The following is a 23,081-nucleotide window of genomic DNA, read 5'->3' as shown; positions in this document are numbered from 1 at the left end:
GGCGCATCGAGGAGGGCGACCGGACTACTGCACCTTGCAGTACCTGTTCTTGTGGCCGCGAAGGACCTTCCAGACGGTGTAGCCGCTGTTGGAGAACTTCTTGTTCCCCTTGGTCCGGCCATTGGTGTCCAGCGGTCTGCACCAGTACTGCCAGTGGTCGACGCGGTAATTGCGGCTCACCACCGCCGCAGTGATCTTCTTACCCTTCTTGCAGTGGTTGTTGAAGTAGATCTTGGTGGTGGCGTTGCCCTTCTCCCAGCTGAAGTTCACCTTCCTCTTGCCACCCAGGCCCTTGCCGCACCTGATGCCGGCGTCCGCCAGGCTCATCGCGGTGCTGTCGGCCGCGGCGGCGGAGGTGGACGGGGCCGCGGCGGTGGCAGGCGCGGGAGCGGCCTGGGCCGCCGGACCGGCCAGCATGGTCGCTCCGAAAACGGCAGCGACGGTAGTGCCAATGAGCTGGAACGTGCGCATGGATTTCCTCCTTGCTGTCTGAGGGCTGATACGGGGTTTCCGGGTCGGCGTGCGAAAGCCGGCAGTTGCGCGGAGGCCCTTCATGGGCGACCTGCATGCGCAGCCGCGCGCCCCAACCACGTGCGGGGAGCTGCGCAACCCACGTCATCGTCGCGTCGGGCGAGACGGTTGACGGGGGCGTCGTTGAACACAGCGCCGATCGTGGTGATCCTGCCTCCGCTGATCACGTCGGCGTGGGGCAGAGCCGGTCCATCGGCCTCGCCGAGACCCGCGCGCCACGCGGAGCGCCCGCGTGGCTCAGTCGCAGGCCTTGGCTGTGGTGCCGCTGCCCTTGTTGGCGCGGCCCACCCCGGCCGTCACCGTGCCCGTGGCCTTGGCGCAGATGCCGCTGGGGGCGTAGATCATGTTGCCCCAGTGGTGCCCGCCGTTCCCGGGCCGGTAGGTGAAGGATCTGCTCTTGGTGCCGGTGTAGACCGTGATGGTGCCGGAAGCGCCCGCGGCGACCGACACCTCGCCCCAGTTGGTGCCGCACTGGCGGGAGTAGAACAGCCGGATCGTGCCCAGGCGGTCTCCGACCTCGTTCCTGAGCGAGGCTTTCTTCCCGGTGTTGGCCCTGGAGCGGGCGCACCCGCTGCTGTACGGATCCTTTCCGTCGTACGGGTGAGCGCTCGCCGACCCTGCGGTCCTCGCGGCAGGGAGGGAGGCGGCTTGGGCCGCACCGTTCATCAGACCGGTGGTCAGGAGACCACTGGCCAGGGCGGCGCTCGTGCCGAAGACGGCCATCGTCTTGGTGATCGACGTCATGGTGCCGTGACTCATAAAGCGACGGCGGGCCTGCTTGTCAGACTGCATCGCCCGGCCCGTTGTTCCGCCGTTTGGGCGTCTGGCCTTTCGAGATCCACCCTTGCAACAGTGCGGCTCGCCGGTCTGTGTCGAAGTGCACACTGGCGCAACTTCTTTTGGATAGCCCGAAAACGGGCTGTTGGCCGGCGCTGGGGACGTCGGTACGCATCCATGGGGCTGACCTTGCCGCAGCCGGGTTTCTCGGCCCTGCCAGTCCATGGCCTCGGTAGCGCGGGTCGGCGCGCAGAAGGAGCCGGCCGACCCGCCAGGTGGTAACGCTAAAAATCTGCCCGATCACACTACGACATCACGGGGCATCACCTTGCGCAACGCCTCTCAGAAACCCATGGATCGGAACGACCCCATCACTACGCTCCGCCAGAATGCTCGGGCCGGTTTCATGACCTCGCTGTCGATTTCACGAAACCGGCGCATGAGGTCGTTCGATGCCTGCCGGGTCTCTGCTCCCCCGGTCGGCCAGGACTCTTCCTCCGCGCTGTTCAGCTTCTCCTGGATGAGGACCATGAACTCGACGAACTTGTCGAGCGCTGAACTTATCGTGCGGAGCGTGCCGTCGTTCCAGCTCGCCACCTCTCCGCTCTGTCCGTTCAGGACAAGGATTCCGGCGCCGCTGCCCAAGAAGATGAAGTCTCCAGCTTCCCGCCGCAGGCTTGAATTCGGATCCTGCACCTCGTCGGAGATGAGCGTCGGACCGTCACTGAAATCGGTGAAGGTGAGGTAACCACCGATCCGCTCGGGGATCCCGATCGCGGTGATCACCCGCCTGGCCGTTTCGTCCGTCACGCGTCCGGCGAGCGTACTGGGCGGCGATGTGGTCACCTCCAGCCCCAGCACTTTCGCGGTCAAGCATCGGGGAAACGACTCCTCAGGATTGAACGGTGACCAGGTATGGACTTCTGGCCGCGAATCCTGATCATCTCGCAGATGCGCTGGCTTACCGATCATGAGAGCAGTGGCGAAGCGCTGCTCCGGGAGTTGAGCGGATTGGGTCTGTCAGGGCACGTGCCGAGTCGCTCGAGTGCGGCTTGCGCTGGCTCACCCGGTCATCTCAGCACACGTGCGTCTAACGACAGACGGTAACGACGGTCTGTGATCGCCGGCGAAGACGGCCGGCTGGATGCCGTCCTCCGGGCAGACCAGGAGGTCCAGCGCATCCAGTTCCCCAGCCGTGGACGCCTTCCGCCTCGGCCACCTCGTCACCGAAATCGGCGATGTCGCCGGCAGTCACTGCTTCGCGCTGGGCCCGTCTGACGAGCCGGATCGCGATGCCAGTCGCCGCCGTGATATCGGCAGCGCACGCGCGCCCCGCGCCGGGGCACGAGCTGGCGCAATAGACGGAGCGGCCATTCGATTCCTGCGGGTATGCACGCATCGGCCCGGACCGGGAGAGGGCGAAGGAGTCTGATTGTCCACATGGTGCGGTAGCTCGGCTCAAGCGGGCACGGCACGCACCGGGCCCAGCGAGGGCCCGCGCACGCGTGCGCCATCGAGCCCTCGCTCCCCGGGCTGCGCAACATGCTGGAAGAGGCGGTCAACGTGCCACACGCGACAGAAAGGATCATCTCACTGTGACCTGCGGGACAAGGCCGCCGACCCAAGATGACGCCGACGCCTTCGGCACTTGGCGCTGATGTCGTCACGGCATGGTGTGGTCTGAAACCTGCCGGTATCCGCTCCCCCATCGCTGCTTGGCTGGTTCCCAACCCCACGGTCCCAACCCGAACGGAATCATGTCCACGATCATCCAAGCCCGGCCACGCTCACCGCTCATCAGCTGGCTGGCGGTCACCTCGCTCACGCTGGGCATCTTCGCCATCGTCACCAGCGAGATCCTGCCCATCGGCCTGCTGACCGACATCGGCGCCGATTTCGGCATCTCCGATGGCATCACCGGACTGACCATGACCCTGCCCGGCATCGTCGCCGCCATCGCCGCGCCCGCCGTCACGCTGGCCACCGCCCGCCTGGATCGCCGGGTGATGCTGTGCGCGCTCATGGCGGTGCTCGCGGTCGCCGACGTCCTGGCGGCGGTGGCGACCTCGTACTGGATCATGCTGGTCTCCAGGGTGCTGGTCGGCCTCACCATCGGCGGCTTCTGGTCGATCGGGGCCGGGCTCTCCGCCCGCCTCGTGCCGCCGCGCTCGGTCGGCACCGCCACCGCGCTGATCTTCTCCGCCGTCCCCTTGGGCTCGGTGCTCGGCGTGCCGGCCGGCACCTTCATCGGCCACCTCGCCGGCTGGCGGACCGCCTTCCTCGTCCTGGCCGCGCTGTCGGTCCTCGTACTGATCGCCCTGCTGATGCTGCTGCCGCCGCTCCCCGCCCACGAGGTCACCAGCGGCCGCGTCCTGCTCGGCCTCCTGCGCGAACGGGGCACCAGGATCGCCCTGCTGGCCACGTTCCTCATCGTCCTGGCGCACTTCGGCACCTACACCTACGTCACCCCCTTCCTCCAGAACGTCACCCACCTGGACCCGGCCGCCATCAGCGCCACCCTCCTGGCGTACGGCATCGCCGGGACGGCCGGGAACTTCCTGGCGAGCAAGGCGGTCGCGACCGCCCCACGAGCCGCCTTCCTGGCCTGCGGCGGCCTGATCGCCCTGGCCACGCTACTGCTGCCCGTGGCCGGCGCCTCCACCGCCGGGGCCGTCGCGCTGGTGGTCCTGTGGGGACTGGCCTACGGGGGCGTCCCGGTCTGCTCCCAGGCCTGGTTCATGAACGCCGCCTCCGGGACGCCGGAGGCCGCCACGGTCGTCTTCACCTCCTCCTTCCAGGCGACGTTCGCCCTCGGGGCGCTGGCCGGCGGCCAGGTCGTGGACGCCTTCTCGGTCTCGACGGCGATGATCTGCGGCGGTCTGACCGCCCTCCTCATGGCGGCAGCTTCGTGGTCGCTCACCAGACCCCGCCGAGTTTTCAAAGAAATGCCACGCGATTGGCGATCCCATTAACAGAATATCGGCTTTCCCGAGTTTTAAACATTAAATATGAAATCATTGATTCAGTTCTGCCGCGGAAAGTACAGATAATAATCTTATGCGTGGACAATGCCGACAGAAACATAAACCCGTGGCGTTGATGGCGGTAGGTATTTTCCTCTTGGGCTTGGCCATCGCGCTCCTGTTCCTTGCCTCGCAACTTCCCGGCACCATCGGGGCAGTCGTCGGAACCGCACAGGTCCTGACGGCCGCCGTCAGCGTGATTACGTTGAGTGACGGCCTGCTGCGGTGGGTGGTGTCCCTGTCGCGCCGTAAGCGTGGCGCGGTCGCGTCCGCACCCACGTCCGCCGACGTGGCCACCGCGAAAGACATCCTCACCGGCCTGGTGACCGAGAAGTGGCGCGAGGAGACCGCCCTGCGTTCGCTGGGCGATCCCGGGCCCATGCCGGTGCCCTGGCAGTCGACCGAGCGCCGCGAACTCGCCGACCATCCTGAGATCATCGCCAAGGGCACCGTGGCCTTCCCCGACTCGGACGTGCACATCGCGGACATGACACGTAACTTCCGCGCCCTGCGCCGCCGCCGGCTGGTCATCCTGGGCGGCCCGGGCGCGGGGAAGACCACTCTGGCCGTGCAGCTCGCGTTCGAACTGCTGAACACGCGGCGGCCGAAGGAGCCCGTCCCGGTGCTGGTATCGGCCGCACGCTGGGACGACCGCGTACATCCCCGGCTACAGGACTGGCTGGCCGACAGCCTGGCGACGGACTACCCCGCGCTGTGCGCGGCGAGCCTCGGCCCGGACGTCCCTGAGACGCTCGTGGCGCGCGGCGAGGTGCTGCCCGTCATCCACGGGCTGGACGAGCTGCCCGGCGCCGCCCGAGCGGACATGTTGACCGAGCTGAACCGGTCGATGTGCGAGGCCGACCAGCTCATCCTCACCTGCCGTACGGAGCAGTTCGCCGAGTCCGTCGAGAAGATCGGCGACGTCCTCACGGCTGCGGCCGTCATCGAGCCACGGCCCATGTCGGCCGCCGCGGCGGCCGACTACCTGCGGATGTGCCTGCCCCCGGTGTCCCGTCCCGCCTGGCTTCAGGTCCTGGCGGCGCTGCGCGCGGGCGACGCCCCGGCCCTGTCCGAGGTCGCCTCGACGTCGATGGGGCTATGGCTGGTGCGCGCCTCCTACATCACGCCGCAGGCGGATCCGACACCGCTGCTGAAGCTCGGATGCGGCAGCGCGGCCGAGCTGCACGACCACCTGTGCGACCAGCTCATCCCCGCTCTGGTGAGCACGCGCAGGCCCGCCGGCAACCCGCCCCAGCCCTTCCGGCCGCAGCACACCTGGACCCCGGAGCAGGTCGGCCGCTGGCTCACGTACCTGTCCCGCCAGCTCGCGCACAGCGAGGAGGACCCGCGCGACGTGGCGTGGTGGCATCTGGCCCGTCACATGCCCAGCCTCCCGATCCGGGCCGCGCTCGCCGTCGCGATCGGAGTCGTGGTATGGGCAACCCTCTCGCTTGCGACAGAGCTGGTGCCCCTTCAGAGGACGATAATCAGCGTGCTGACCGCACTCGTGGTCATGATCCTGATCGGTTCCTGGTTCACCGAATCACCGGGCCACGCCGACTTCCGCCTACGCGGCAGGCTCGCCGAGCTTCGCCTTGCCTTCCGCGCCGTGGTCGTCGGAGCCATCGGGGCCGTCATCAGCTTCGTCGTGACCACTCACCTGCAGGGCATGGCCGCCGGCCTGATCGCAATGACACAAGTCGGCCTGCTGTCCGCCATCGCATATGCGGTGCACGGCGTGATCGGATTGGCCGAGTGCCCCACCACCGCCACGACGGCGAGATCCCCGCGCTCGACCTGGCAGGCCGACAGGAATCTGACCGCCATCCGGATCGCGGGCGGGCTCGTGGTCGGGTTCACGATGGGGGGCATCTTCCTGTATTCGAAGACCGGGCTGATCACGGCGATCGTGGCCGGGCTGCTGCTGGGACTGCTGTCCGAGCTCATGGTGGGCCGGCACCACGCTTGGCTGGCCTACGAACTGACGATCCCCCGCCTGGCGACCAAGGGGCGGCTGCCCCTGCGGGCCATGGACTTCCTGGACGACGCTCACAGCCTGGGCCTGCTGCGCACAGAGGGGCCGTTCTATCAATTCCGGCACATCGAGCTGCAGGAGCATCTCGCCCGCAGACGGCATCCGACGCCCACCGCGTAGGCAGCCAACCCCAGTGCGGTCGCCGGCACATTGTCAGGCACTGCAAGGATTGCCTCCATGCCGCCCACTGGCCGAAGCGCGCCTCGGCGATGCCCGGTTCGTCCTCGACGAGCCGGGAAGGCGCGGGTGGAATCTCGGGGAAGTCGCGGAACGCGGCCTTGACCTCCCGGTCTTCCTGTATGGCAGGCAGGAGGTCAAGCCGGGCAAGACCGTGGAGCACGCCGGCTCCAAGATGTACGCGACCGCTTCCAGAAGATGCACGCTACTGTTCCCAGCATTTGACACCTCCACCGAGGATGGCCGCGACGCTGGCAACGGTTCCCGGATGGCCGGCCCGATATCCTGCGCGAAGGATGGACTGGAGGTTCCGGTCGGCGGCGGAGGCCCAACACTAATGATCACCGGACTCACCAGGGAGCCCGCAGCATGACCGGCACCACGGAGGCCCTTGGCGGGTCGGCTGCAGTCGACAATGCGGCACGAAGTGTCACGCGCCCGTTCTACGTATACGCCGTGCTCGCCAACACGCTGTTCCAGCGCGGCGTATTCGTCCTCTTCCTTCAGCAGCGAGGCTTCTCCGCCGAGCAAGTGGCTTTATTGCAGACACTGCTCTACCTGGTCAGCGGACTTGCGGAGTTGCCGACGGGGGTCATCGCCGACCGCATCGGCAGGCGTGCCAGCATCGTGATCGGCCAGCTGCTGATAGCTGGATGTCTGCTCGGCCAGGGGACGTTCTCCGACTACTGGGTGTTCCTGGCGCTGTTCATCGGGCAGGGCGTGGGCATGGCATGTGTGTCCGGCTCGGACACCGCCCTGCTGTACGACCTGCTCGTGCGTCGTGGTGCAACGGCCGGCTACGTCAAGGTCAAGTCCCGGTTCACCATGCTCGGGACGGTCACCTCGGGAGTCGCCATCGTCCTCGGCGGCCAACTGCAGCAGATCTCCTGGGGAGTCGTCTACGTCGGTTCGGCGGCGTGCCTCGCCCTGGCCGTGGTGGTGCTGATGTCACGGGTGCCCGAGATCCGCGGCGCGGACGCGGTGGACGAGCGGGACGGAGCCGAGAAGCACGGCGACGCCACCGCATGGCGGGCGATGCTTCGGGTCGCCACGCCGGCGCTCGTGACGCTTGTCGTGGTGTCCGGATTGATGCATGCGACTTTGACGCCGTACATCATCTTTGCGCAGAAGACCCTCTCCGATCAGGGAGCGGGCACCGCATTGGTCAGCGTGGTCATATCGGCGGGATTCTTCGCCGGCGGGCTCACTCCGCTGCTGTCGGACCGCGCGGACCGGCGCATCGGGTATCGGGTCATAGTCCCGGTGTCCCTCCTGACGCTCGCCGCGGCACTCGGCCTGAGCGGCCTCGGCCTTGTCTGGGTCACCATCGCCGCGTTCCTGGCCCTGGTCGGGATTCCCGAGATCACCGCCGTGATCGTGGACAACGTGTTCAACGAGTCCGTGCCGTCGCGCCACCGGGCGAGCCTGCTGTCGATGATCGCATTCGTGGAGTCGGCGCTCATCGGCATCGGCTATCTCGTCCTCGGCGCGCTCATGGACGGGCTGGGCTCCAGTGTGGGCATGGCCACCTACGCCGCGGTCCCCCTGCTGGCATGTCTCCTGTGGCTCCCGGTGCTCTTCCGAGGGGCACGGGTGACCACCGAGAGCGAGAAGCCCGCCGACGAAAAGGCATCCTGAAACAGATCATCTCGAGGACTCCGCCCTAGCTCACCTGCCGTCGGGGAAGCTCACCGCGAACGCGGCCTGGCTGACCCTGACCGCCACCTCCTACAACCTCACCCGCCCAGCCGGGCATCTCGCCGTCGCCACCTCCTGCGCAGCCGCGCGGCACGGTGGCTGGGCGTCACCGGGATCGTGCTCGGTGCGGTGTATCCGATCATGGCCGCTGAGTTCGTGTCCGGAGTGACGCTGCCGGCTCGATGATCTTCATGAAAGCGGGTTGATTCGCACATCCATGGTCGGATCGGTCGCGACGAGCCCGGTGGTGGATGCACGTGAAGCCCTCCCGGTTGCTCGCCACGCATCGCCGGCGCCTCAACACGCCCCCTGGGCCGCGGGTCCTGGGCACATTCCGGCAGGCGGTCACGGTGCTGCGCTGGTTCCGTGAGCGCGGCTGCGCGCTAAGAGCTTCGGCGGTAACGTCCAGTTCCTCGCGGCCTCTGACGGAACCCCGTTGTGGGTCTCCGTTGCCGAGCCAGGCTCCACCCCGGACATCACCGCCGCCCGGCCGCACGTCCTGCCCGCGTTGTACAAGGCGGCCGCCGACGGCCTGCCGACCCTGGCCGACAGGGGCTACATCGGCGCCGGTAACGGCGTCCACGTCCCAGCCCGCCGCCCGAAAAGGAACGCTCGCGCACACTGAAGCGCGTCACCCTGAGCCCCAGTCGAATCGGCGACATAGTCCGAGCCGCCCTCGCTCTCAACTGCCACTGGAAGTGATCTTCATGAGAAACCTCACTGAGAAGCGAATAGAAGCCATGCTCGCCGAAGCCGGATACCGGAATGACGAACCGATCGTGGTCGGGCTCCAGCGACGCGACAATGCGCCGGCTTTTCACGCGCAGGGGTTGACGGCCAGGCGCGAGACGCTGTCCGCCACGACGCCGATCTACGCGGCCTCCCTTTCCAAACAAATCACCGCCGCATGCGTGGCATTGCTCGTCCAGCAGGGTGCGCTGGACCTTGAGTCCGCGTTGTCGCGCTGGCTGCCCCAGCTGCCTTCATGGGCTGGTGACATCCGGGTCCGGCAGTTACTCCATCACACCGCGGCTCTGCCCGCTGATCGTGACATCGACGCCATCCTGGACGGTGACCGGACCAGCCAAGGCGTCATTCAGGCCCTCACCCGATTTCCCGCCCTCCCCGGCAGGCCGGGCGGCGATTACGTCTATTCGAACGCGGGATATGTCTGCCTCGCCGCTGCCGCGGAACGAGCGGCCGGTCAGCCGATTCCGGATTTCGCGCGGGACCGGCTTTTCGCCCCACTGTCGATGAGCGACACGCTTTTCTGGGCCGGACCCGCTCCCGCGCCTCCCGGTGCGGCACCTCTGTCCCCTGAACACCCGGCGCCGCTGTCCCTGGGTGACGGCGGCGTGTGGACCACCGCCGGTGACCTGCTGCGGTGGAGCCAGGCGCTCAATGCCGATGAGCTCGGCCTCTCCGCCCTCATGCACATCCCGGGCCGCCTCGATGACGGGACACCGATCGGCTACGCCTGGGGCATCGGCGTCCGCTCGCACGCCGGGCACCGCGTCTACCGGCATGGGGGCGGCTGGCCGGGACTGCGGGCCATGCAGGCCCGGCTGCCCGACCTGGGCTGGAGCATCGTGTTCCTCGCGACCGCCGACGACACCGAACGTCGGACGGTGCTGCTCGACCTGCTTCTCGACGCGGTGGTGGCAGAAGGCGAATAGCCGGATCCGGTTGTCCATCAGGGGTTTTTTCGGAGGACTTCCCCCTGGCATGCTGCCGTTCATGAACGAGGTCCGGATTCGGCCCGCATGCGATGACGATCTTGAAGGCGTCCTGGCTCTGGCTCCCCGGCTCGCCGAGGGTGTCGCGGCGTGGCGTGACCCCGAGGGTGCCGCCCGGGCGGCGCGGGAGTGGCTCGCCGGGTCCCTCGCCGCCGTCGGGGCGCAGCGGGGAGCGGTGTTCGTCGCCGTGTACGGTGGGGACTCACAGGTCATCGGCGTGGTGTCCGTCCAGCGCCAGCGGCACTTCACCGGGGCGATGGACGCCTACGTCGGCGAGTTGGCCGTTCATCCGCAAGCCGTCCGTACGGGAGTGGGCCGGCGGTTGATGGCCGCCGCCGAGGACTGGGCCCGGCAGCAGGGCCTGCGTCACCTGACCCTGGAGACGGGGGCGGCGAACACGACCGCCCGGCGGTTCTACGCCGCGCTGGGGTATCTCGAAGAAGGAGTGCGGCTGACCCGCTCTCTGGAGCCCGCAACCTCTCTATGAGAAGTTGTCCATTTGGCGGAGGGCCGTTCGTGGTGATGGTGTACGGCGAGCCTGCCGTACGCCGAACTCACCCATGAAGGGGACACCGTGAAGTACATGATGCTGATCAACGCCGCCACCACCGACCAGGACGAGCAGTGCACCTTCGAGGACTGGATGGCCTACGACAAGGCCGTACGGGAGGCGGGGATCTGGGTGTCCGGCGAGTCGCTGGCCGATCTGGTGACCGCCACGACCGTGCGAGTGGACAGGGACGGGGTGCGGAGCGTGATCGACGGGCCGTATGCCGAGACGCGAGAGGTTCTGGGCGGTTTCTATGTGATCGACGTACCGGACCTCGACGTGGCGCTCGACTGGGCCGCCCGCTGCCCGGGCGCGCGTGGCGGCGGGTCGGTGGTCGTACGCCCGGTCGCCGACTTCAATGAATGAGGTCGAGGCGGTCTTCCGGGAGGAGCGCGGCAGGCTGCTGGCCGCGCTCGTGCGCCGCTTCGGTGACCTCGACCTCGCCGAGGAGGTGACCTCGGACGCCATCGAGGCGGCGTTGAAGCACTGGCCGGTCGAGGGTGTGCCGCCCAAGCCGGGCGCGTGGCTGATGACGACGGCGCGGCGCAAGGCGGTCGACCGGCTCAGGCGCGACCAGGCCTTCGCCGCGCGGCTGGCCATCCTGCAGGTGGAGGCGGAGCGGGCGGCGCACGCCCCTCCGGCCGACGCGGACGGCGGCGAGCTGCCGGACGAGCGGCTGCAGCTGTTCTTCACCTGCGCCCACCCCGCGCTGCCCGCCGAGGACCGCGGGGCGCTGACGTTGCGCTGCCTGGCGGGGCTGACCACGCCGGAGGTGGCGCGGGCGTACCTGGTGCCGGTGCAGACGATGGCCAAGCGGATCGTCCGGGCAAAGAAGAAGATCCGCGAGGCCCGCATCCCGTTCCGCGTGCCCGGCGCGGACGAGCTGCCGGAGCGGCTGCCCGGGGTGCTGCAGGTGATCTACTCGATCTTCACCGAGGGGTACGCCGCCAGCTCCGGCCCCGACCTGCAGCGCCTGGACCTGGCCGAGGAGGCGATCCGGCTGGCGCGCATCCTGCGCCGGCTGCTGCCCTCCGAGCGGGAGGTCGCCGGGCTGCTGGCGTTGACGCTGCTGGTCCACGCGCGCCGCGAGGCCCGTACCGGTCCCGACGGTGAGCCGGTGCTGCTGGACGAGCAGGACCGCGGCCGCTGGGACCGGGACCTGATCGAGGAGGGCTCGGCGCTGGTCGTGACCGCGCTGAGCGGCGGCCCGCCCGGCGTGTACGGCGTGCAGGCCGCGATCGCCGCCCTCCACGACGAGGCGGCGGACCTGGCCACGACCGACTGGCCGCAGGTCGTGGCCCTGTACGACGTGCTGCTCGCGCTCGACCCGTCCCCGGTGGTCGCGCTGAACCGGGCGGCGGCCGTGGCCATGCGCGACGGCCCGGAGGCTGGCCTGGCGCTGCTGGACGAGCTGGCCGGCGAGCCGCGGCTGCGCGCCTACCACCCGTACCTGGTGGCGCGCGCCGACCTGCTGCACCGGCTCGGCCGCCGTCCCGAAGCCGCCGCGGCCTACCGCGCGGCCCTGGAAGCGGCCGGGAGCGAGCCGGAACGCGTCCACCTGCGGCGTCGCCTGGCCGCCGTCGAGGAGTCCTGAGGAATTTCGCGGGCGGCTGTCCATCCGGCCGCATCCCGTTCGTGGTCATGCCGTGCGACGAAGCGATGACCACCAACCGCGAAAGGATCCATGATGAGCACCTCCACCGAGCCCACGACCTCCCCTGCGACCGGGGCCGCGCTGCTGCTGGGCTGCGGCGCGATCGCCGGGATCCTGTTCCCTGTCGTGTCGTTCACGCAGGCATTCACCCGGACCGGATTCGACCTGCGGCGGCACGCGCTGAGCGCTCTCACGCTCGGCGACCTGGGCTGGCTGCAGACCGCGAATTTCGCGCTCACGGGCCTGCTGGCGTGCGCCTTCGCGCTCGGCGTACGGCGGGCCGCCCGTCCCGGGGTGGCGGGAGCGGCCGCTTCGCTCATCGGGCCGATCCTGATCGGCGCGTACGGCGTGGCGATGGTCGGCGGCGGGGTCTTCACGCCCGATCCCGCACTGGGCTGGCCGACCGGCGCCCCCGCCGGGCTGCCGGAGCGCCTCAGCACCGGCAGCATGTTGCACACGGTCTTCGGGGCGACGGCGTTCCTGTCGCTGATCGTGGCCGGGCTCGTCTTCGCGCGGCGGTTCGCGAGCCGTGGCTGGACGGCCTACAGCTTCGTCAACAGCCTGGCCACGTTCGTCCTCACGGTGCCGCCGTGGGGCGAGGACAGCGCCAGCCTGCGCTTCGCCGCCGGCGCCGTACTCATCTCCGCCTGGCTCGCCGCCCTGTCCGTTCGGCTCGGAAAACGCTGATCGGCGAAATTCGACACGTGGCAGGACGACATGACTCACGTGGACGGAGGCGGAACGGCTGAGCCTCGCCGTCTTCCTGGGCAGCCTCGCTGTGCGCCCATCTGGCCTCTCGACCCGCACCACCCTGTGCGTGGCGTTCAGGGGCATTCCGGGATTCGTCCGTGGAGTCACGTCTGTGGCCGTCCGGCGACCTCGATGTGTCTCGTCGTGGCGGTCACCAGTCAGGGGGCAGGTAGTAGTCAGTGGTCGAGCCCGGGCCTTCGGCTGTTTGGCGGGCGCATAGTCCGGCGAGTGGATGGCCGTCCGGCAGCACGGCGAGAAGGCTCGTGAAGGCGACCTGTGCGGTGTCGGTGTCTCCGGAGAGAGCGGTCCACAGGGCGAGCTGGTAGGCGGCGCAGTGGGTGAGTTCGTGGTTCTGCCCCAGGACGCGAGCGCAGTCGTCGCGGGCGCCGGTGGCCGTGGCCAGGGCTTCTTCGATACGGTCGGCGTGTCCCAGCATGGCGGCGAGCTGGATGATGCGCGTCAGGGTGCGCGCGTGGTCGGCACCGTAGAGGACCGCGCAGCCCTCGATGACTTCTCTCTGCAGGCGAAGGCCGGTCTCTCGGTCACCGTTTCGAGTCGCCCAGTCGGCCAGGTTCCAGCGGGCGTCGTTGGTGAGGGCGTGATGGTCACCGAGTAGGCGGGTGGCATCGTCGTTGAGTTCGCGCCAGGCGCGCTCGGCGGCCTGCGGCCCGTCGGCCTCCGCCCAGCAGGCCACTTCGAATCGCAGACCCAGCACCTGACGGTGCTCCGGCCCCCAGAGGGTCTGTCCGGTATCCAGGAGCTCCCTGGCCATCGCGAGGGCGTCGGCGGCCGATCCGGTGTGGCCGGTCCAGCGAATCAGGTTCCGTCTGGCTTGGATCGTGGCCGGGTGGATCCTTCCGTGGAGCTCCAGGAAGCCCTCGTATGCTTCGGTGGAGAGGGAGACCGCCCGGTCGAGGTCCCCGGACTGCCCCGTCCACCAGGCCAGCTGAAGGGTGAGTTCGAAGAGGTCGTCCGGAGCGGTGTCCGGCGGCGCGGACCGCAGCGCCGATCTGAGGACGTCGACGGCCTCGGCATGCCGGTTGGCGTCGCCGGACATCTCCGCCAGGCCGATCGCGCCCATGAGGGCACCGCCGTCGACCGCCTTGCGGAAGGCGGATGTCGCGGCGTCCCATTGGGTCCGTTGCTGGGCGGCCCGGCCTAGGTCGACGCAGGCCGCCGGCTCGGCGTGAACGATGAGCGTGTCCCAGACCGGCTGGGCGATCCCGCTGGTCCCGCGTTCGGAGTCGATCGCTTCGGGCAGGTAGTCGAAAACCCGGTAGCCGGTGCCGTCGTGGTTGGGGACCAGGAGGCTGCTGGTGGCGAAGATCGGTTTCGTTGCCCAGGCCAGAGCGGATTCCCAAGGCTCGGGACGGGCGCGGGCGCCCCCGAGGTCGAGCAGGTGGTGTTCGTGGAGGTCACGCAGGACCGGAGCCGGGAGGTGAGTGGTCCAGCCCGCGCAGAAGGCGTCGGCAGCGGCGGCCACCAGCGCCGCGCCTCGGGAGTGGTTCCCTTCGGGAGAACGGGCGTCCTTCCAGGTCGCGAGGAGCCGCGGTCCGGCTGCCAGGAACTCGGCGATTCCGTACGTGCTGGATGACTCGATCGCTTGGGCGATACGCTCGTCCTCTGTGTGCTCGGACGCCCGGCGCAGCTCTGCGGCGCTCCACCGGCGCTCCAGCCGTATCTCATGGGCGAGACCGAACACCGCCGCCTCCGGAACGGGAGACGCCTCGATCCCCCGGAAGCGGGCCCTCTCATGGGTGCGGATCGTGGCCACCACCAGCACCCCCGGCTTCCCGACGATCACGTTCCTGATCTGGTTCGGGAGGGCGCTTCCCGAGGTCAGGTAGCGTTCGAGATCGTCCAGCCAGATCACCGACGGCCGCACGGACTCGGCCGTCTCGAAGGCGGCCGCCAGGCTTTCCCCGCTCTCCGGATCCGGGATGAGCAGGCGGTGACGCGAGCATTTCTCACGCAGCGCCTCGAACGCCGCACGTGACTTCCCCGCGGTCGAGTCCCCGACCAGCAGGACGAAACGGTGTGAGGCCAGGGCCGACTCGATCTCGCCGCTTCTGTCCCTGGGGATGAACGCGGGGAACGCGTCACCGCCCGCACTATGGACGCGCACGACTGACAGATCGTCGATATCGCGGATGCGGGGAACTCTGCCGCGCCGAGCCACCACCAGCCCGCGCTCGCGCGCCGTCGGCGCCTCCACCAGCCGGTTGCCCCGCCCGGACACCACGCCGGCTGCGGCCCCCATCACAGCGACCAAGACCGCGCCCACCCCAGCGGGAAGCTCCGACTCGGCGAACGCCGCCACCGACGTCGCCACCGCCGCGCCGACGATCAGCCACCAACCCTTGACGCGCCCTCTCCACATCACCATGACATGAGACCAAGCCGCCTCGCCTCCGCGATAGGGCCAATCCACACCACTCGACGGGACGTAACCCGGGCCGCCAGGTACTCAGGACGAATGCGGTAGGCATCCCCGATCGGGTGGGCAGGGGCGTGTACGAATGGCCACATCGACTCACAGATGCAGCATTTACGATTCGCCACGGCGTGCTTGGCCGCCGTAGATTGCCGAGGGCGATCGACGATCGTGCTTCGTTCCTCAGCACGGCTCACTGAACGTTTTCCATCCTCCAGGACGCGTGCCCCGATCACATCATGATCGCGATGGCGGCGTTCGGCTGGTGGCTCTAAGAAGCTCCTGGTAGACGGGTTGATCACCACAATCCGCACCGTCACAACCAGGAGCTTCAGGTGCTGTTCGATCGTGCCCCAACCGCTCCCACGTCAAGCTCCGCGCTGAAGAGCTGGACGGTCCTCCGCAAGCTACGCTGCGGCCCTTCCAAGCCCGGCCACCTGTGCGAGACCATCGCCGTCCTTCAGAACCACTGGATCGCACAGGCAGCCTGAGGATGAAAGGAACCGATGATCGTGCAGGTGAAGATCATCATTCACCGAGTGCGGCTGGGAGCCTCGGAGCTCCGGGTGATCCGCCCGGCCAAACCTTTGGGCAATGGGGCACTCTACGACACCGGTAACCAGTACCACATGTATGTGGACCGGACGGATGGCCGACGGATCGGCGCGTTGTGGCTGCTCGCGGCCCGATCGCCACGCTCTCTGGTCTACTTGCCGATGCGCGCCACTCCGGCCGCCCCTGGGATCAACCCCGACTGGGATATGGCGGAGAGGTGCCCGGACCGGCCGCTTGATCTCGTGCTGGCCCACCACTCGCTGCAGTTCCCGCCCTCCCGCTGGAAGCAGGTACGAAAGCGGATCACCGCCCGAAGCCTTCCGGGCGAGATCCGGACGGCAAGCGTTCCGGACACCGACCTGCCCGCCGACGAGGAGATCGACTACCGGGCCCTGAACTACCAGGACAACAAGGACGCGCTCCACCAGCGCGTGCACGCCGAGACGCTGTTTCTGACCGGCAGCACCGCGGCGTTTCGGCAGCCGGCCCGCCACTTTTTCGCCGTGGCGAAGGAAGGGCCGCCCGCTGCCGCGACCTCGCTGTACATCTCGGGCGCCTGCAACTATCACGTCTGCCGGCTGTTCTACTGGCCGAATCTGGATCCAGGCGGCGGGCAGGACATCCACCTGGAGTACGCCCCGCGATGGACGGTCTGACAAACCCATGACCTGCGAATTCAGGCTGTCCTGGGTTCCGTTTCGGCCTCCGGAGGGCCCGAAAGGCATGCCGGTCCGGGGTGGGTGTCAGTCGGCCCACCTACGCGAACTCCCGCCGGGAATATTCGGTTGCGGTCGCGTGCTGTGGATCGCACTATGTTCGTCATGTTCCTGCACGCTCTCCTTGTGACGCCCGCGGTGCCGGGCGTGCTTGAGCGTGCCTGCGACGGCCTGGAGCGTTGACCTCTTCCCGTGAGTCCTGAGGTGACCCGGCGGGGGGAGGTTGTCGGCCCCGAGTACGGGTCACACGGAAACCAGGTCTCAAGGAAGGAACCATGGCCAAGCAGGCCTACGTACGGAACAAGCCGCATCTCAACATCGGCACGATGGGGCACGTCGACCACGGCAAGACCACGCTGACCGCCGCCATCACGAAGGTGCTGGCGCAGCGCGGGCAGGCCACGTACACGCCGTTCGAGCGGATCGACCGCACGCCCGAGGAGGCGCGGCGCGGGATCACGATCAACATCTCGCACGTCGAGTACGAGACCGCCACCCGCCACTACGCGCACGTGGACATGCCCGGGCACGCCGACTACGTGAAGAACATGATCACGGGGGCGGCGCAGCTGGACGGCGCGATCCTCGTCGTGTCCGCGCACGACGGGATCATGCCGCAGACCAGGGAGCACGTGCTGCTCGCCAAGCGGGTCGGCGTCGAGCACCTGGTCGTGGCCGTCAACAAGGCCGACGGCGCGGACCCGGAGCTGACCGACCTGGTCGAGCTGGAGCTGCAGGAGCTGCTGGCCGAGCACGGCTACGACGGCGTCCCGATGGTGCGGGTGTCCGGGCTGCGGGCGCTGGAGGGCGACCCGGTCTGGATCGCGTCGATCGAGGCGCTGCTCCAGGCGGTGGACGAGCACATCCCCGTGCCGGTGCGGTACGTGGACGCGCCGTTCCTCATGCCGGTCGAGAACGTGCTCACGGTCACCGGCCGGGGCACGGTCGTCACCGGGGCCATCGAGCGCGGCGCCGTCCGGGTCGGTGACTCGGTGGAGGCGGTCGGGTTCGGTGAGGCGTTCGGCGCCGTCGTCACGGGCGTGGAGACGTTCGGCAAGACGATGGAGCGGGGCGAGGCCGGTGACAACGCGGCCGTGCTGCTGCGCGGGATCCGCCGCGAGCAGGTACGGCGCGGCATGGTGCTGGCGGCGCCCGGCAGCCAGCACGCGCGCCGGTCCTTCACCGCCCGCGTGTACCTCCTGACCGCGGAGGAGGGCGGGCGGCGCAAGCCGATCGCGTCCGGCTACCGGCCGCAGTTCTACCTGCGGACGACGGACGTGCCCGGGGAGCTGGCGCTCAGCGGCGCCGTCGCCGCCCAGCCGGGTGACACGGTCGACGTGGCGGTCGAGCTGGGCAAGGCGGTCGCGCTGGAGCCCGGGCTCGGCTTCGCCATCCGCGAGGGCGGGCTGACGGTCGGCGCGGGCACGATCCTCACCGTGCCCGACGCCTGACCAGCCCCGGAAGGAGCGCCCGGCCCCAGAAGCAGAAGGGCCGGGCGCGTCCGATCAGGGGCGGACGCCCGTCGCGAAGCGGACCGTGCGGGGAAGCACGAAGCGGTCCTGGGGGAGCGCCGCCTCCAGGGCCGCCCGGGCCTCCTCGCGCAGGTGCTCCGGGATCGCCTCCAGCGGGGCCCTGCGGGCGGCCGACCAGAGCCAGTCCCACACCTGTCCCGCCTCGACGGCCACCTCGAACACCACGTCCTCGTGCCGCACCCCGCCCAGCCCGCCTGCCTCGAACAGCCCGGTCAGCTCCTCGGCCGAGCCCAGCGTGTGGCTGAACGGGGCGCCGCCCGCCCCCGACGTGTACGGCTCCAGTGCCCGCCCGACCAGACCGAGCAGCTCGACCTCGACCGGGCTCGACCGCACCAGCAGGCTGGCCGACAACCGGCCCCCGGACCGCAGCAGCCCGGTCATGGAGCGTACGGCGGCCAGCGGGTCGGGCAGGAAGTACAGCATCATCCCGGCCAGCACGACATCGAACCGCTCGCCGGGCAGCAGTTCCTCGGCCCGTTCCGCGTCGCCCAGCAGGACGGTCGCGTGGCTCAGGCCGTACCGCTCGATCTCGGCCGTGGCGGCGGCGACCATGCCGGGCGCGAGGTCCAGCCCGACCACCCGCCCCGTGGGGCCGACGGCCTGGGCCGCGGGCACGAGCGAGGCGCCCGTCCCGCAGCCGGCGTCCAGGACGCGGTCGCCCGGCCCGGGCGCGGCCTGGCGTACCAGCTCGGCGGCCACGGGCGCGAAGAACGGCACCCCCACCTGCTCGTACGTCCCGGACGCGCGGTCGAACACACCGGCCAGGTACTCCTTGGCATCCATCACATTCCTCCCGTTGAACGTCAGTGAACGGTCAGCACGAAGGCTGCGCGGCCCCGGAGGGGGGCCGCGCATGATCAGATCCGTCGGTCAGCTGGGCTCGAAGCGGAGCCTGAACGTCGCCCGCCCGGCCCTGAGGTCGTAGACGGGAAGGGCGCCGGGCCCGCAGGTGGCGGTGCCGATGCCCTGCTGGGCCAGGTCGAGGCCCAGGTGCACGCGCTCTCCCGGCACCAGGTCCGGCCGGTGCCGCGCCCGGTCCAGGTCGAAGGCGCTCCACGGCCGCGCGGTCAGCCCGAACACCGGGAACCCGCGCACCGTGAAGGCGCCGAAGTCGGCCCAGCGCACGTCCGCCCGGTGGCCGTTCTCCTGCGGGAACACGTACGGCGTCTGGAACTCGTCCAGGCTCGCCCGCCAGCGGCCGACCCTGGCGGCCATCCCGGTGTCCGGGTAGGCCTCGCCCGGCCCCCTGCCGAACCAGGTGACATGTTCGACCGCACCCGCGGGCAGCGACATGTCCAGCCCGAGGCGCGGGATGGGGTCGGCCCAGTCGCCCTCCGGCTCGACGTCCACCCTCAGCTCCAGGCCGCCGTCCGAGGCCGTCCAGGTGTAGGTGGCGCGCATGCCGGCGTCGGTCGCGGCCGGCGCCACCCGCGTGCGCACGGTCAGCGCGTCACCGATCTCGACCTCGTCCACGCGGTGGGTGAGGCGGTGCAGGCCGAGCCCGCGCCACTTGCCGGCCAGCCCGCCGTAGGTGTCGTTGTCGGTCGGCGCCCGCCACAGGCCGAGCCGCGGCCCCTCCACCTCCACGCCGAACAGCCTGACCAGGCGCCCGGTCTCCAGGTCGAAGGCCGAGTCCCCCGCGGAACCCACGGAGATCTCGCCGCCGTCGCGGACCAGCCCGGCGCTCCACGTCGCGGGCGCGCCCTCGACGGCCTCGCCGATGAGCGGCGACAGGAGCGCCTGGCCCCAGGCCACCTCGTGGCCCGCTCCGGCCCACGGCTGGTCGGCCGCCAGCACCGCGCGTACGGTGAGCCACACCTCGGAGCCCGAGTCCAGGCCGGGTGCGGCGGGCAGCTTGACCTCGCCGCCCTCGGCGGGCACGGTCAGCCGGTGCTCGGCGACCGTCTCCCCGTCCGCCTCCACCGTGGCCAGGAACTCCAGGTGCGACAGGTCCGCGAAGCCGTGGCCGTTGACGACGTGCACCACGCCGTCCCCGAACTCGAACCGGACCGGCTCGAACACCTTCTTCAGGTCGATCAGCCCGGGCGACGGCGTGCGGTCGGGGAAGACGAGACCGTCGATGACGAAGTTCGAGTCGTGCACGGGCTCGCCGTAGTCGCCGCCGTACGCGTACTCGTACTCCGGATGCGCGAGCCCGTGGTCGATCCACTCCCAGATGAACCCGCCGGCCAGCCGCGGATACTTCTCGAACAGCTCCTGGTACTCGGCCAGCCCGCCGGGCCCGTTGCCCATGGCGTGGGCGTACTCGCACTGCATGAACGGCATGCCGCGGCGCCGCGCGTCCAGCTCGGGGTCGTCCAGCGGCGCCTCCTCCTGCCGCCCGATGAGCTCGACCTCGGCGTGCGAGGCGTACATGCGGGAGTAGACGTCCGTGTGCGCGCAGGACCGGTCGCCCTCGTAGTGGATCGGGCGGGACGGGTCGCGCTCGCGGGTCCAGTCGGACATGACGGCCAGGTTCCTGCCGACGCCCGCCTCGTTGCCGAGCGACCACATGATGATGCTGGGGTGGTTCTTGTCGCGTTCGACCATGCGGCGCATGCGGTCGAGCAGCGCGTCGGCGTAGCGGGGGTCGTCGGTGGGGTTGCCGCGCCAGCCGATCATGCCGAAGCCGTGGGTCTCGAGGTCGCACTCGTCGATGACCCACAGGCCCAGCTCGTCGCACAGGTCGAGGAAGTCGGGGTGGGGCGGGTAGTGGCTGGTCCGGACGGCGTTGACGTTGTGCCGCTTCATCAGCAGCACGTCCTCGCGCATCGTCTCGTACGTCAGCGTACGGCCGCTCTCCGGATGGAACTCGTGCCGGTTCACGCCCTTGAACAGCAGCGGGCGGCCGTTGGCCAGGAGCACGCCGTCCACGATGGAGATCGTGCGGAAGCCGACGCGCAGCCGTACCGTCTCCTCGGGGAGGGTGAGGACGGCGTCGTACAGGCGGGGCGTCTCGGCCGTCCACGGCTCCACCTCCAGCGTCACCTCCGCCCCGGGCGCGAGGTCGGCGACGCCGAGCTCGGGGACGCTCAGCGTGCCCGAGCCCTCGAAGCCGAGCGTGCCGCGCCCGTCCGCGTAGGAGGCGCGCACGAAGACGTCGGCGGTGGAGCGGGTGAGGGTGACGTCCCGGAAGATGCCCGGCAGCCACCACATGTCCTGGTCCTCGAGGTAGCTGGCGGCCGACCACTGGTGCACGCGGACGGCCAGCACGTTGCGTCCCGGCCGCAGGTACGGCCCCGCGTCGAACTCGGCGGGCAGCCTGCTGCCGGTCCAGAAGCCCAGCTCGTGGCCGTTGAGCCAGACCCTGGCGAAGGAGTCGGCGCCCTCGAACCGCAGCCGGCCGCCCGTCCACCCCTCCGGCAGGTCGAACACGCGGCGGTAGTCGCCCGTCGGGTTCTCGTCCGGGACCCGGGGCGGGTCGACGGGGATCGGGAAGTCGACGTTGGTGTACGCGGGGGCGCCGTGCCCGTGCAGGTTCCAGTGGGACGGGACCGGGAGCTCGTCCCAGCCGGCGTCGTCGAAGGCCGGCTGGGCGAAGTCGTCAGGGACGTTCGCGGTGGGTGAGAGGCGGAAGCGCCACGTGCCGTTGAGGTCGAGGGCGGGCGCGTCAGAGCGGAGTGCTGCCCGGGGTTCGAGCAGTCCCGAACCGGGGGAGAAAGTTTCGAGATCCATCGCGGTCGAGCCTAGAGGTTAAGGACGGTTTCGTCATCGATGAGTTTTCTGTCCACACATGGGCGGAACATCGTTCGCCTTCACCCTCCGAGGTCATAGACGCGATGGGCGTTCTCCGCGCCCACCATCCAGGCCACCCGCATCGCCTGCTCCACCGACCACTCCCCCTCGGCCACGAACCCGCCGACCACCCGCGCCATCGCGCGCCGCCACAGCAGCGCCCCGAGATAGTGCAGCTCGGCCGGGCCGAAGCCGTCGGAGGAGAAGAGCAGCTTCGCGAACGGCGCCACCTCCAGGCTCTCGGCCACCAGCGCCACGCTGCGCGCGCCGGTGTAGCTCACGCCCAGCCCCACGTCGAAGAACACATTCGGGTACGCGTGCGCCAGCAGCCCCGCGTGCCGCTGGTACGGGTAGCAGTGCAGCAACAGCAGCGGCACCCCGGTCGGCTCGGCCAGCTCGATGAGCCCGCGCAGCAGCAGCGGGTCCGACCGGCGCAGGTCCACGTCCGGGTCCCCGAACCCGATGTGGAACTGCAGCGGCAGGCCCCGCTCCAGCCCCGTCCAGATGAGGTGGCGCAGCAGCACGGGATCGGACAGCCGCCCGCCCCCGGCGGACAACCAGCGCCCGGCGGCCTCCGTGACCTCCTCGCGCGTGGGCGGCGCGGGGTCGAAGTCGAGCCCGCAGCGGTAGGCGGCGATGCTCTTGAGCCCGCGCGCCGTACGCGTGCCCTCCCACAGCGCCTCGGCGAACCGGTCGGCGAACGCGCCCGCCCCGCACCCGCCGGCGGCCACCTGCTCGGCCACGGCCTCCAGCCGCACCACCTCGTCGGCCGGCATGCCGGTGACCTCCGCCATGCCGGAGGGCCCGAGCAACTCCTCGCCCCGGTAGCCGGTCTCGACCAGGAAGTGCCCGATGCCGCTCGCGCCCAGCAGCAGCCGGTTGGTCTCGTCGGCGCCGAGCCGGGCGCGCCTGGCCAGGTACTCCTCCGGCGTGCAGTACGGGTCGAGGCCGAGCACCGGCGCGCAGTGCCGCAGGATGGCGTGGCCGACCTGGGAGTCGAACGGGGTCATCCACGACGGCACCGGCCGGTCGGACTCGGTGATCAGCTCCTCGAACGCCCGGCGCGACAGGTCGTGGGACGTGACGCCGTGCACGTGGTGGTCCACCAGCGCCATCTCCTCGATGGCACGCACGAAGCCGGCGGGCATGAGGTCGAGCTCACTGGACATCGGCGGTGT

General features: G+C 69.8%; 17 protein-coding genes and 1 pseudogene. 11 read left to right on the top strand and 7 right to left on the bottom strand.

Annotated elements, in window-relative coordinates:
* Positions 1-24 precede the first annotated feature (24 nt).
* The 3 genes from ABZX61_RS18990 to ABZX61_RS18980 form a co-directional block, all read right to left on the bottom strand.
* Positions 25-471: a hypothetical protein gene (locus ABZX61_RS18990; RefSeq protein WP_355196069.1), complete on the bottom strand. Its 447-nt coding sequence runs from the start codon at positions 469-471 to the stop codon at positions 25-27.
* 297 nt (positions 472-768) lie between these two features.
* Entirely contained in the window at positions 769-1,275 is a 507-nt protein-coding gene (locus ABZX61_RS18985) for a DUF2690 domain-containing protein (protein WP_355196067.1), read from the bottom strand.
* Between the two features lie 375 nt (positions 1,276-1,650).
* The gene (locus ABZX61_RS18980; RefSeq protein ID WP_355196065.1) at positions 1,651-2,280 is read right to left on the bottom strand and encodes an SUKH-4 family immunity protein; all 630 of its coding nucleotides are present in this window, start codon (positions 2,278-2,280) and stop codon (positions 1,651-1,653) included.
* A 785-nt stretch (positions 2,281-3,065) separates the two neighbouring features.
* On the opposite strand from ABZX61_RS18980, the gene ABZX61_RS18975 reads away from it, so the two are divergent.
* The 9 genes and pseudogenes from ABZX61_RS18975 to ABZX61_RS18935 all read left to right on the top strand — a co-directional run bounded on the left by ABZX61_RS18975 (position 3,066) and on the right by ABZX61_RS18935 (position 12,868).
* Positions 3,066-4,280, top strand: coding sequence for an MFS transporter (locus ABZX61_RS18975; RefSeq protein ID WP_355196063.1), 1,215 nt, complete (start codon positions 3,066-3,068; stop codon positions 4,278-4,280).
* A 256-nt stretch (positions 4,281-4,536) separates the two neighbouring features.
* Positions 4,537-6,486, top strand: a complete 1,950-nt coding sequence (locus ABZX61_RS18970; protein WP_355196061.1) for an NACHT domain-containing protein — start codon at positions 4,537-4,539, stop codon at positions 6,484-6,486.
* 426 nt (positions 6,487-6,912) lie between these two features.
* Positions 6,913-8,181, top strand: coding sequence for an MFS transporter (locus tag ABZX61_RS18965; protein WP_355196059.1), 1,269 nt, complete (start codon positions 6,913-6,915; stop codon positions 8,179-8,181).
* Positions 8,182-8,635: 454 nt separating this feature from the next.
* Positions 8,636-8,866, top strand: a pseudogene (locus ABZX61_RS18960) (transposase family protein); the annotation flags it as partial.
* A gap of 115 nt (positions 8,867-8,981) precedes the next feature.
* Positions 8,982-9,917: a serine hydrolase domain-containing protein gene (locus ABZX61_RS18955; protein ID WP_355196057.1), complete on the top strand. Its 936-nt coding sequence runs from the start codon at positions 8,982-8,984 to the stop codon at positions 9,915-9,917.
* A 61-nt stretch (positions 9,918-9,978) separates the two neighbouring features.
* Entirely contained in the window at positions 9,979-10,464 is a 486-nt protein-coding gene (locus ABZX61_RS18950; RefSeq protein WP_355196055.1) for a GNAT family N-acetyltransferase, read from the top strand.
* Between the two features lie 96 nt (positions 10,465-10,560).
* Positions 10,561-10,893, top strand: coding sequence for a YciI family protein (locus tag ABZX61_RS18945; RefSeq protein ID WP_355196137.1), 333 nt, complete (start codon positions 10,561-10,563; stop codon positions 10,891-10,893).
* Positions 10,886-12,121 carry a DUF6596 domain-containing protein gene (locus ABZX61_RS18940; protein WP_355196053.1) on the top strand — a complete coding sequence of 412 codons (1,236 nt, stop codon included), beginning with the start codon at positions 10,886-10,888 and terminating at the stop codon, positions 12,119-12,121. The genes ABZX61_RS18945 and ABZX61_RS18940 overlap by 8 nt, the downstream gene beginning before the upstream one ends.
* A 90-nt stretch (positions 12,122-12,211) precedes the next feature.
* Positions 12,212-12,868, top strand: a complete 657-nt coding sequence (locus ABZX61_RS18935) for a DUF998 domain-containing protein (protein ID WP_355196051.1) — start codon at positions 12,212-12,214, stop codon at positions 12,866-12,868.
* A gap of 214 nt (positions 12,869-13,082) precedes the next feature.
* Here ABZX61_RS18935 and ABZX61_RS18930 read toward each other — a convergent pair whose 3' ends face one another.
* Positions 13,083-15,317, bottom strand: coding sequence for a hypothetical protein (locus tag ABZX61_RS18930; protein WP_355196049.1), 2,235 nt, complete (start codon positions 15,315-15,317; stop codon positions 13,083-13,085).
* A gap of 554 nt (positions 15,318-15,871) precedes the next feature.
* On the opposite strand from ABZX61_RS18930, the gene ABZX61_RS18925 reads away from it, so the two are divergent.
* Together ABZX61_RS18925 and tuf are read left to right on the top strand one after the other, a co-directional pair.
* Positions 15,872-16,576, top strand: a complete 705-nt coding sequence (locus ABZX61_RS18925) for a hypothetical protein (RefSeq protein ID WP_355196047.1) — start codon at positions 15,872-15,874, stop codon at positions 16,574-16,576.
* A 335-nt stretch (positions 16,577-16,911) separates the two neighbouring features.
* A complete protein-coding gene (gene tuf / locus ABZX61_RS18920) occupies positions 16,912-18,087 on the top strand; it encodes an elongation factor Tu (RefSeq protein ID WP_355196045.1) in 1,176 nt (391 codons plus the stop codon).
* Between the two features lie 54 nt (positions 18,088-18,141).
* On the opposite strand, the gene ABZX61_RS18915 is transcribed toward tuf, so the two are convergent.
* The 3 genes from ABZX61_RS18915 to ABZX61_RS18905 form a co-directional block, all read right to left on the bottom strand.
* Positions 18,142-18,951: a methyltransferase domain-containing protein gene (locus ABZX61_RS18915; RefSeq protein WP_355196043.1), complete on the bottom strand. Its 810-nt coding sequence runs from the start codon at positions 18,949-18,951 to the stop codon at positions 18,142-18,144.
* 87 nt (positions 18,952-19,038) lie between these two features.
* A complete protein-coding gene (locus ABZX61_RS18910; RefSeq protein WP_355196041.1) occupies positions 19,039-21,843 on the bottom strand; it encodes a glycoside hydrolase family 2 TIM barrel-domain containing protein in 2,805 nt (934 codons plus the stop codon).
* An 80-nt stretch (positions 21,844-21,923) separates the two neighbouring features.
* Complete coding sequence (locus ABZX61_RS18905) at positions 21,924-23,072, bottom strand: amidohydrolase family protein (RefSeq protein WP_355196039.1); 1,149 nt, start codon at positions 23,070-23,072, stop codon at positions 21,924-21,926.
* Positions 23,073-23,081 lie beyond the last annotated feature (9 nt).

The sequence above is a fragment of the Nonomuraea sp. NPDC003709 genome, from assembly GCF_040610775.1.
Classification (GTDB): Bacteria; Actinomycetota; Actinomycetes; order Streptosporangiales; family Streptosporangiaceae; genus Nonomuraea; species Nonomuraea angiospora_A.
The sequence above is the reverse complement of the archived record's forward strand: the minus strand, read 5'-3'. Positions and strand labels throughout refer to the sequence as shown.

What these genes read in the sequence shown, in the direction of transcription:
- ABZX61_RS18990 (WP_355196069.1), bottom strand. Translation starts at nt 471, where the DNA reads ATGCGCACGTTCCAGCTCATTGGCACTACCGTCGCTGCCGTTTTCGGA.
- ABZX61_RS18985 (WP_355196067.1), bottom strand. Translation starts at nt 1,275, where the DNA reads ATGACGTCGATCACCAAGACGATGGCCGTCTTCGGCACGAGCGCCGCC.
- ABZX61_RS18980 (WP_355196065.1), bottom strand. Translation starts at nt 2,280, where the DNA reads ATGATCGGTAAGCCAGCGCATCTGCGAGATGATCAGGATTCGCGGCCA.
- ABZX61_RS18975 (WP_355196063.1), top strand. Translation starts at nt 3,066, where the DNA reads ATGTCCACGATCATCCAAGCCCGGCCACGCTCACCGCTCATCAGCTGG.
- ABZX61_RS18965 (WP_355196059.1), top strand. Translation starts at nt 6,913, where the DNA reads ATGACCGGCACCACGGAGGCCCTTGGCGGGTCGGCTGCAGTCGACAAT.
- ABZX61_RS18955 (WP_355196057.1), top strand. Translation starts at nt 8,982, where the DNA reads ATGCTCGCCGAAGCCGGATACCGGAATGACGAACCGATCGTGGTCGGG.
- ABZX61_RS18950 (WP_355196055.1), top strand. Translation starts at nt 9,979, where the DNA reads ATGAACGAGGTCCGGATTCGGCCCGCATGCGATGACGATCTTGAAGGC.
- ABZX61_RS18945 (WP_355196137.1), top strand. Translation starts at nt 10,561, where the DNA reads ATGATGCTGATCAACGCCGCCACCACCGACCAGGACGAGCAGTGCACC.
- ABZX61_RS18940 (WP_355196053.1), top strand. Translation starts at nt 10,886, where the DNA reads ATGAATGAGGTCGAGGCGGTCTTCCGGGAGGAGCGCGGCAGGCTGCTG.
- ABZX61_RS18935 (WP_355196051.1), top strand. Translation starts at nt 12,212, where the DNA reads ATGATGAGCACCTCCACCGAGCCCACGACCTCCCCTGCGACCGGGGCC.
- ABZX61_RS18930 (WP_355196049.1), bottom strand. Translation starts at nt 15,317, where the DNA reads ATGGTGATGTGGAGAGGGCGCGTCAAGGGTTGGTGGCTGATCGTCGGC.
- ABZX61_RS18925 (WP_355196047.1), top strand. Translation starts at nt 15,872, where the DNA reads ATGATCGTGCAGGTGAAGATCATCATTCACCGAGTGCGGCTGGGAGCC.
- tuf (WP_355196045.1), top strand. Translation starts at nt 16,912, where the DNA reads ATGGCCAAGCAGGCCTACGTACGGAACAAGCCGCATCTCAACATCGGC.
- ABZX61_RS18915 (WP_355196043.1), bottom strand. Translation starts at nt 18,951, where the DNA reads ATGGATGCCAAGGAGTACCTGGCCGGTGTGTTCGACCGCGCGTCCGGG.
- ABZX61_RS18910 (WP_355196041.1), bottom strand. Translation starts at nt 21,843, where the DNA reads ATGGATCTCGAAACTTTCTCCCCCGGTTCGGGACTGCTCGAACCCCGG.
- ABZX61_RS18905 (WP_355196039.1), bottom strand. Translation starts at nt 23,072, where the DNA reads ATGTCCAGTGAGCTCGACCTCATGCCCGCCGGCTTCGTGCGTGCCATC.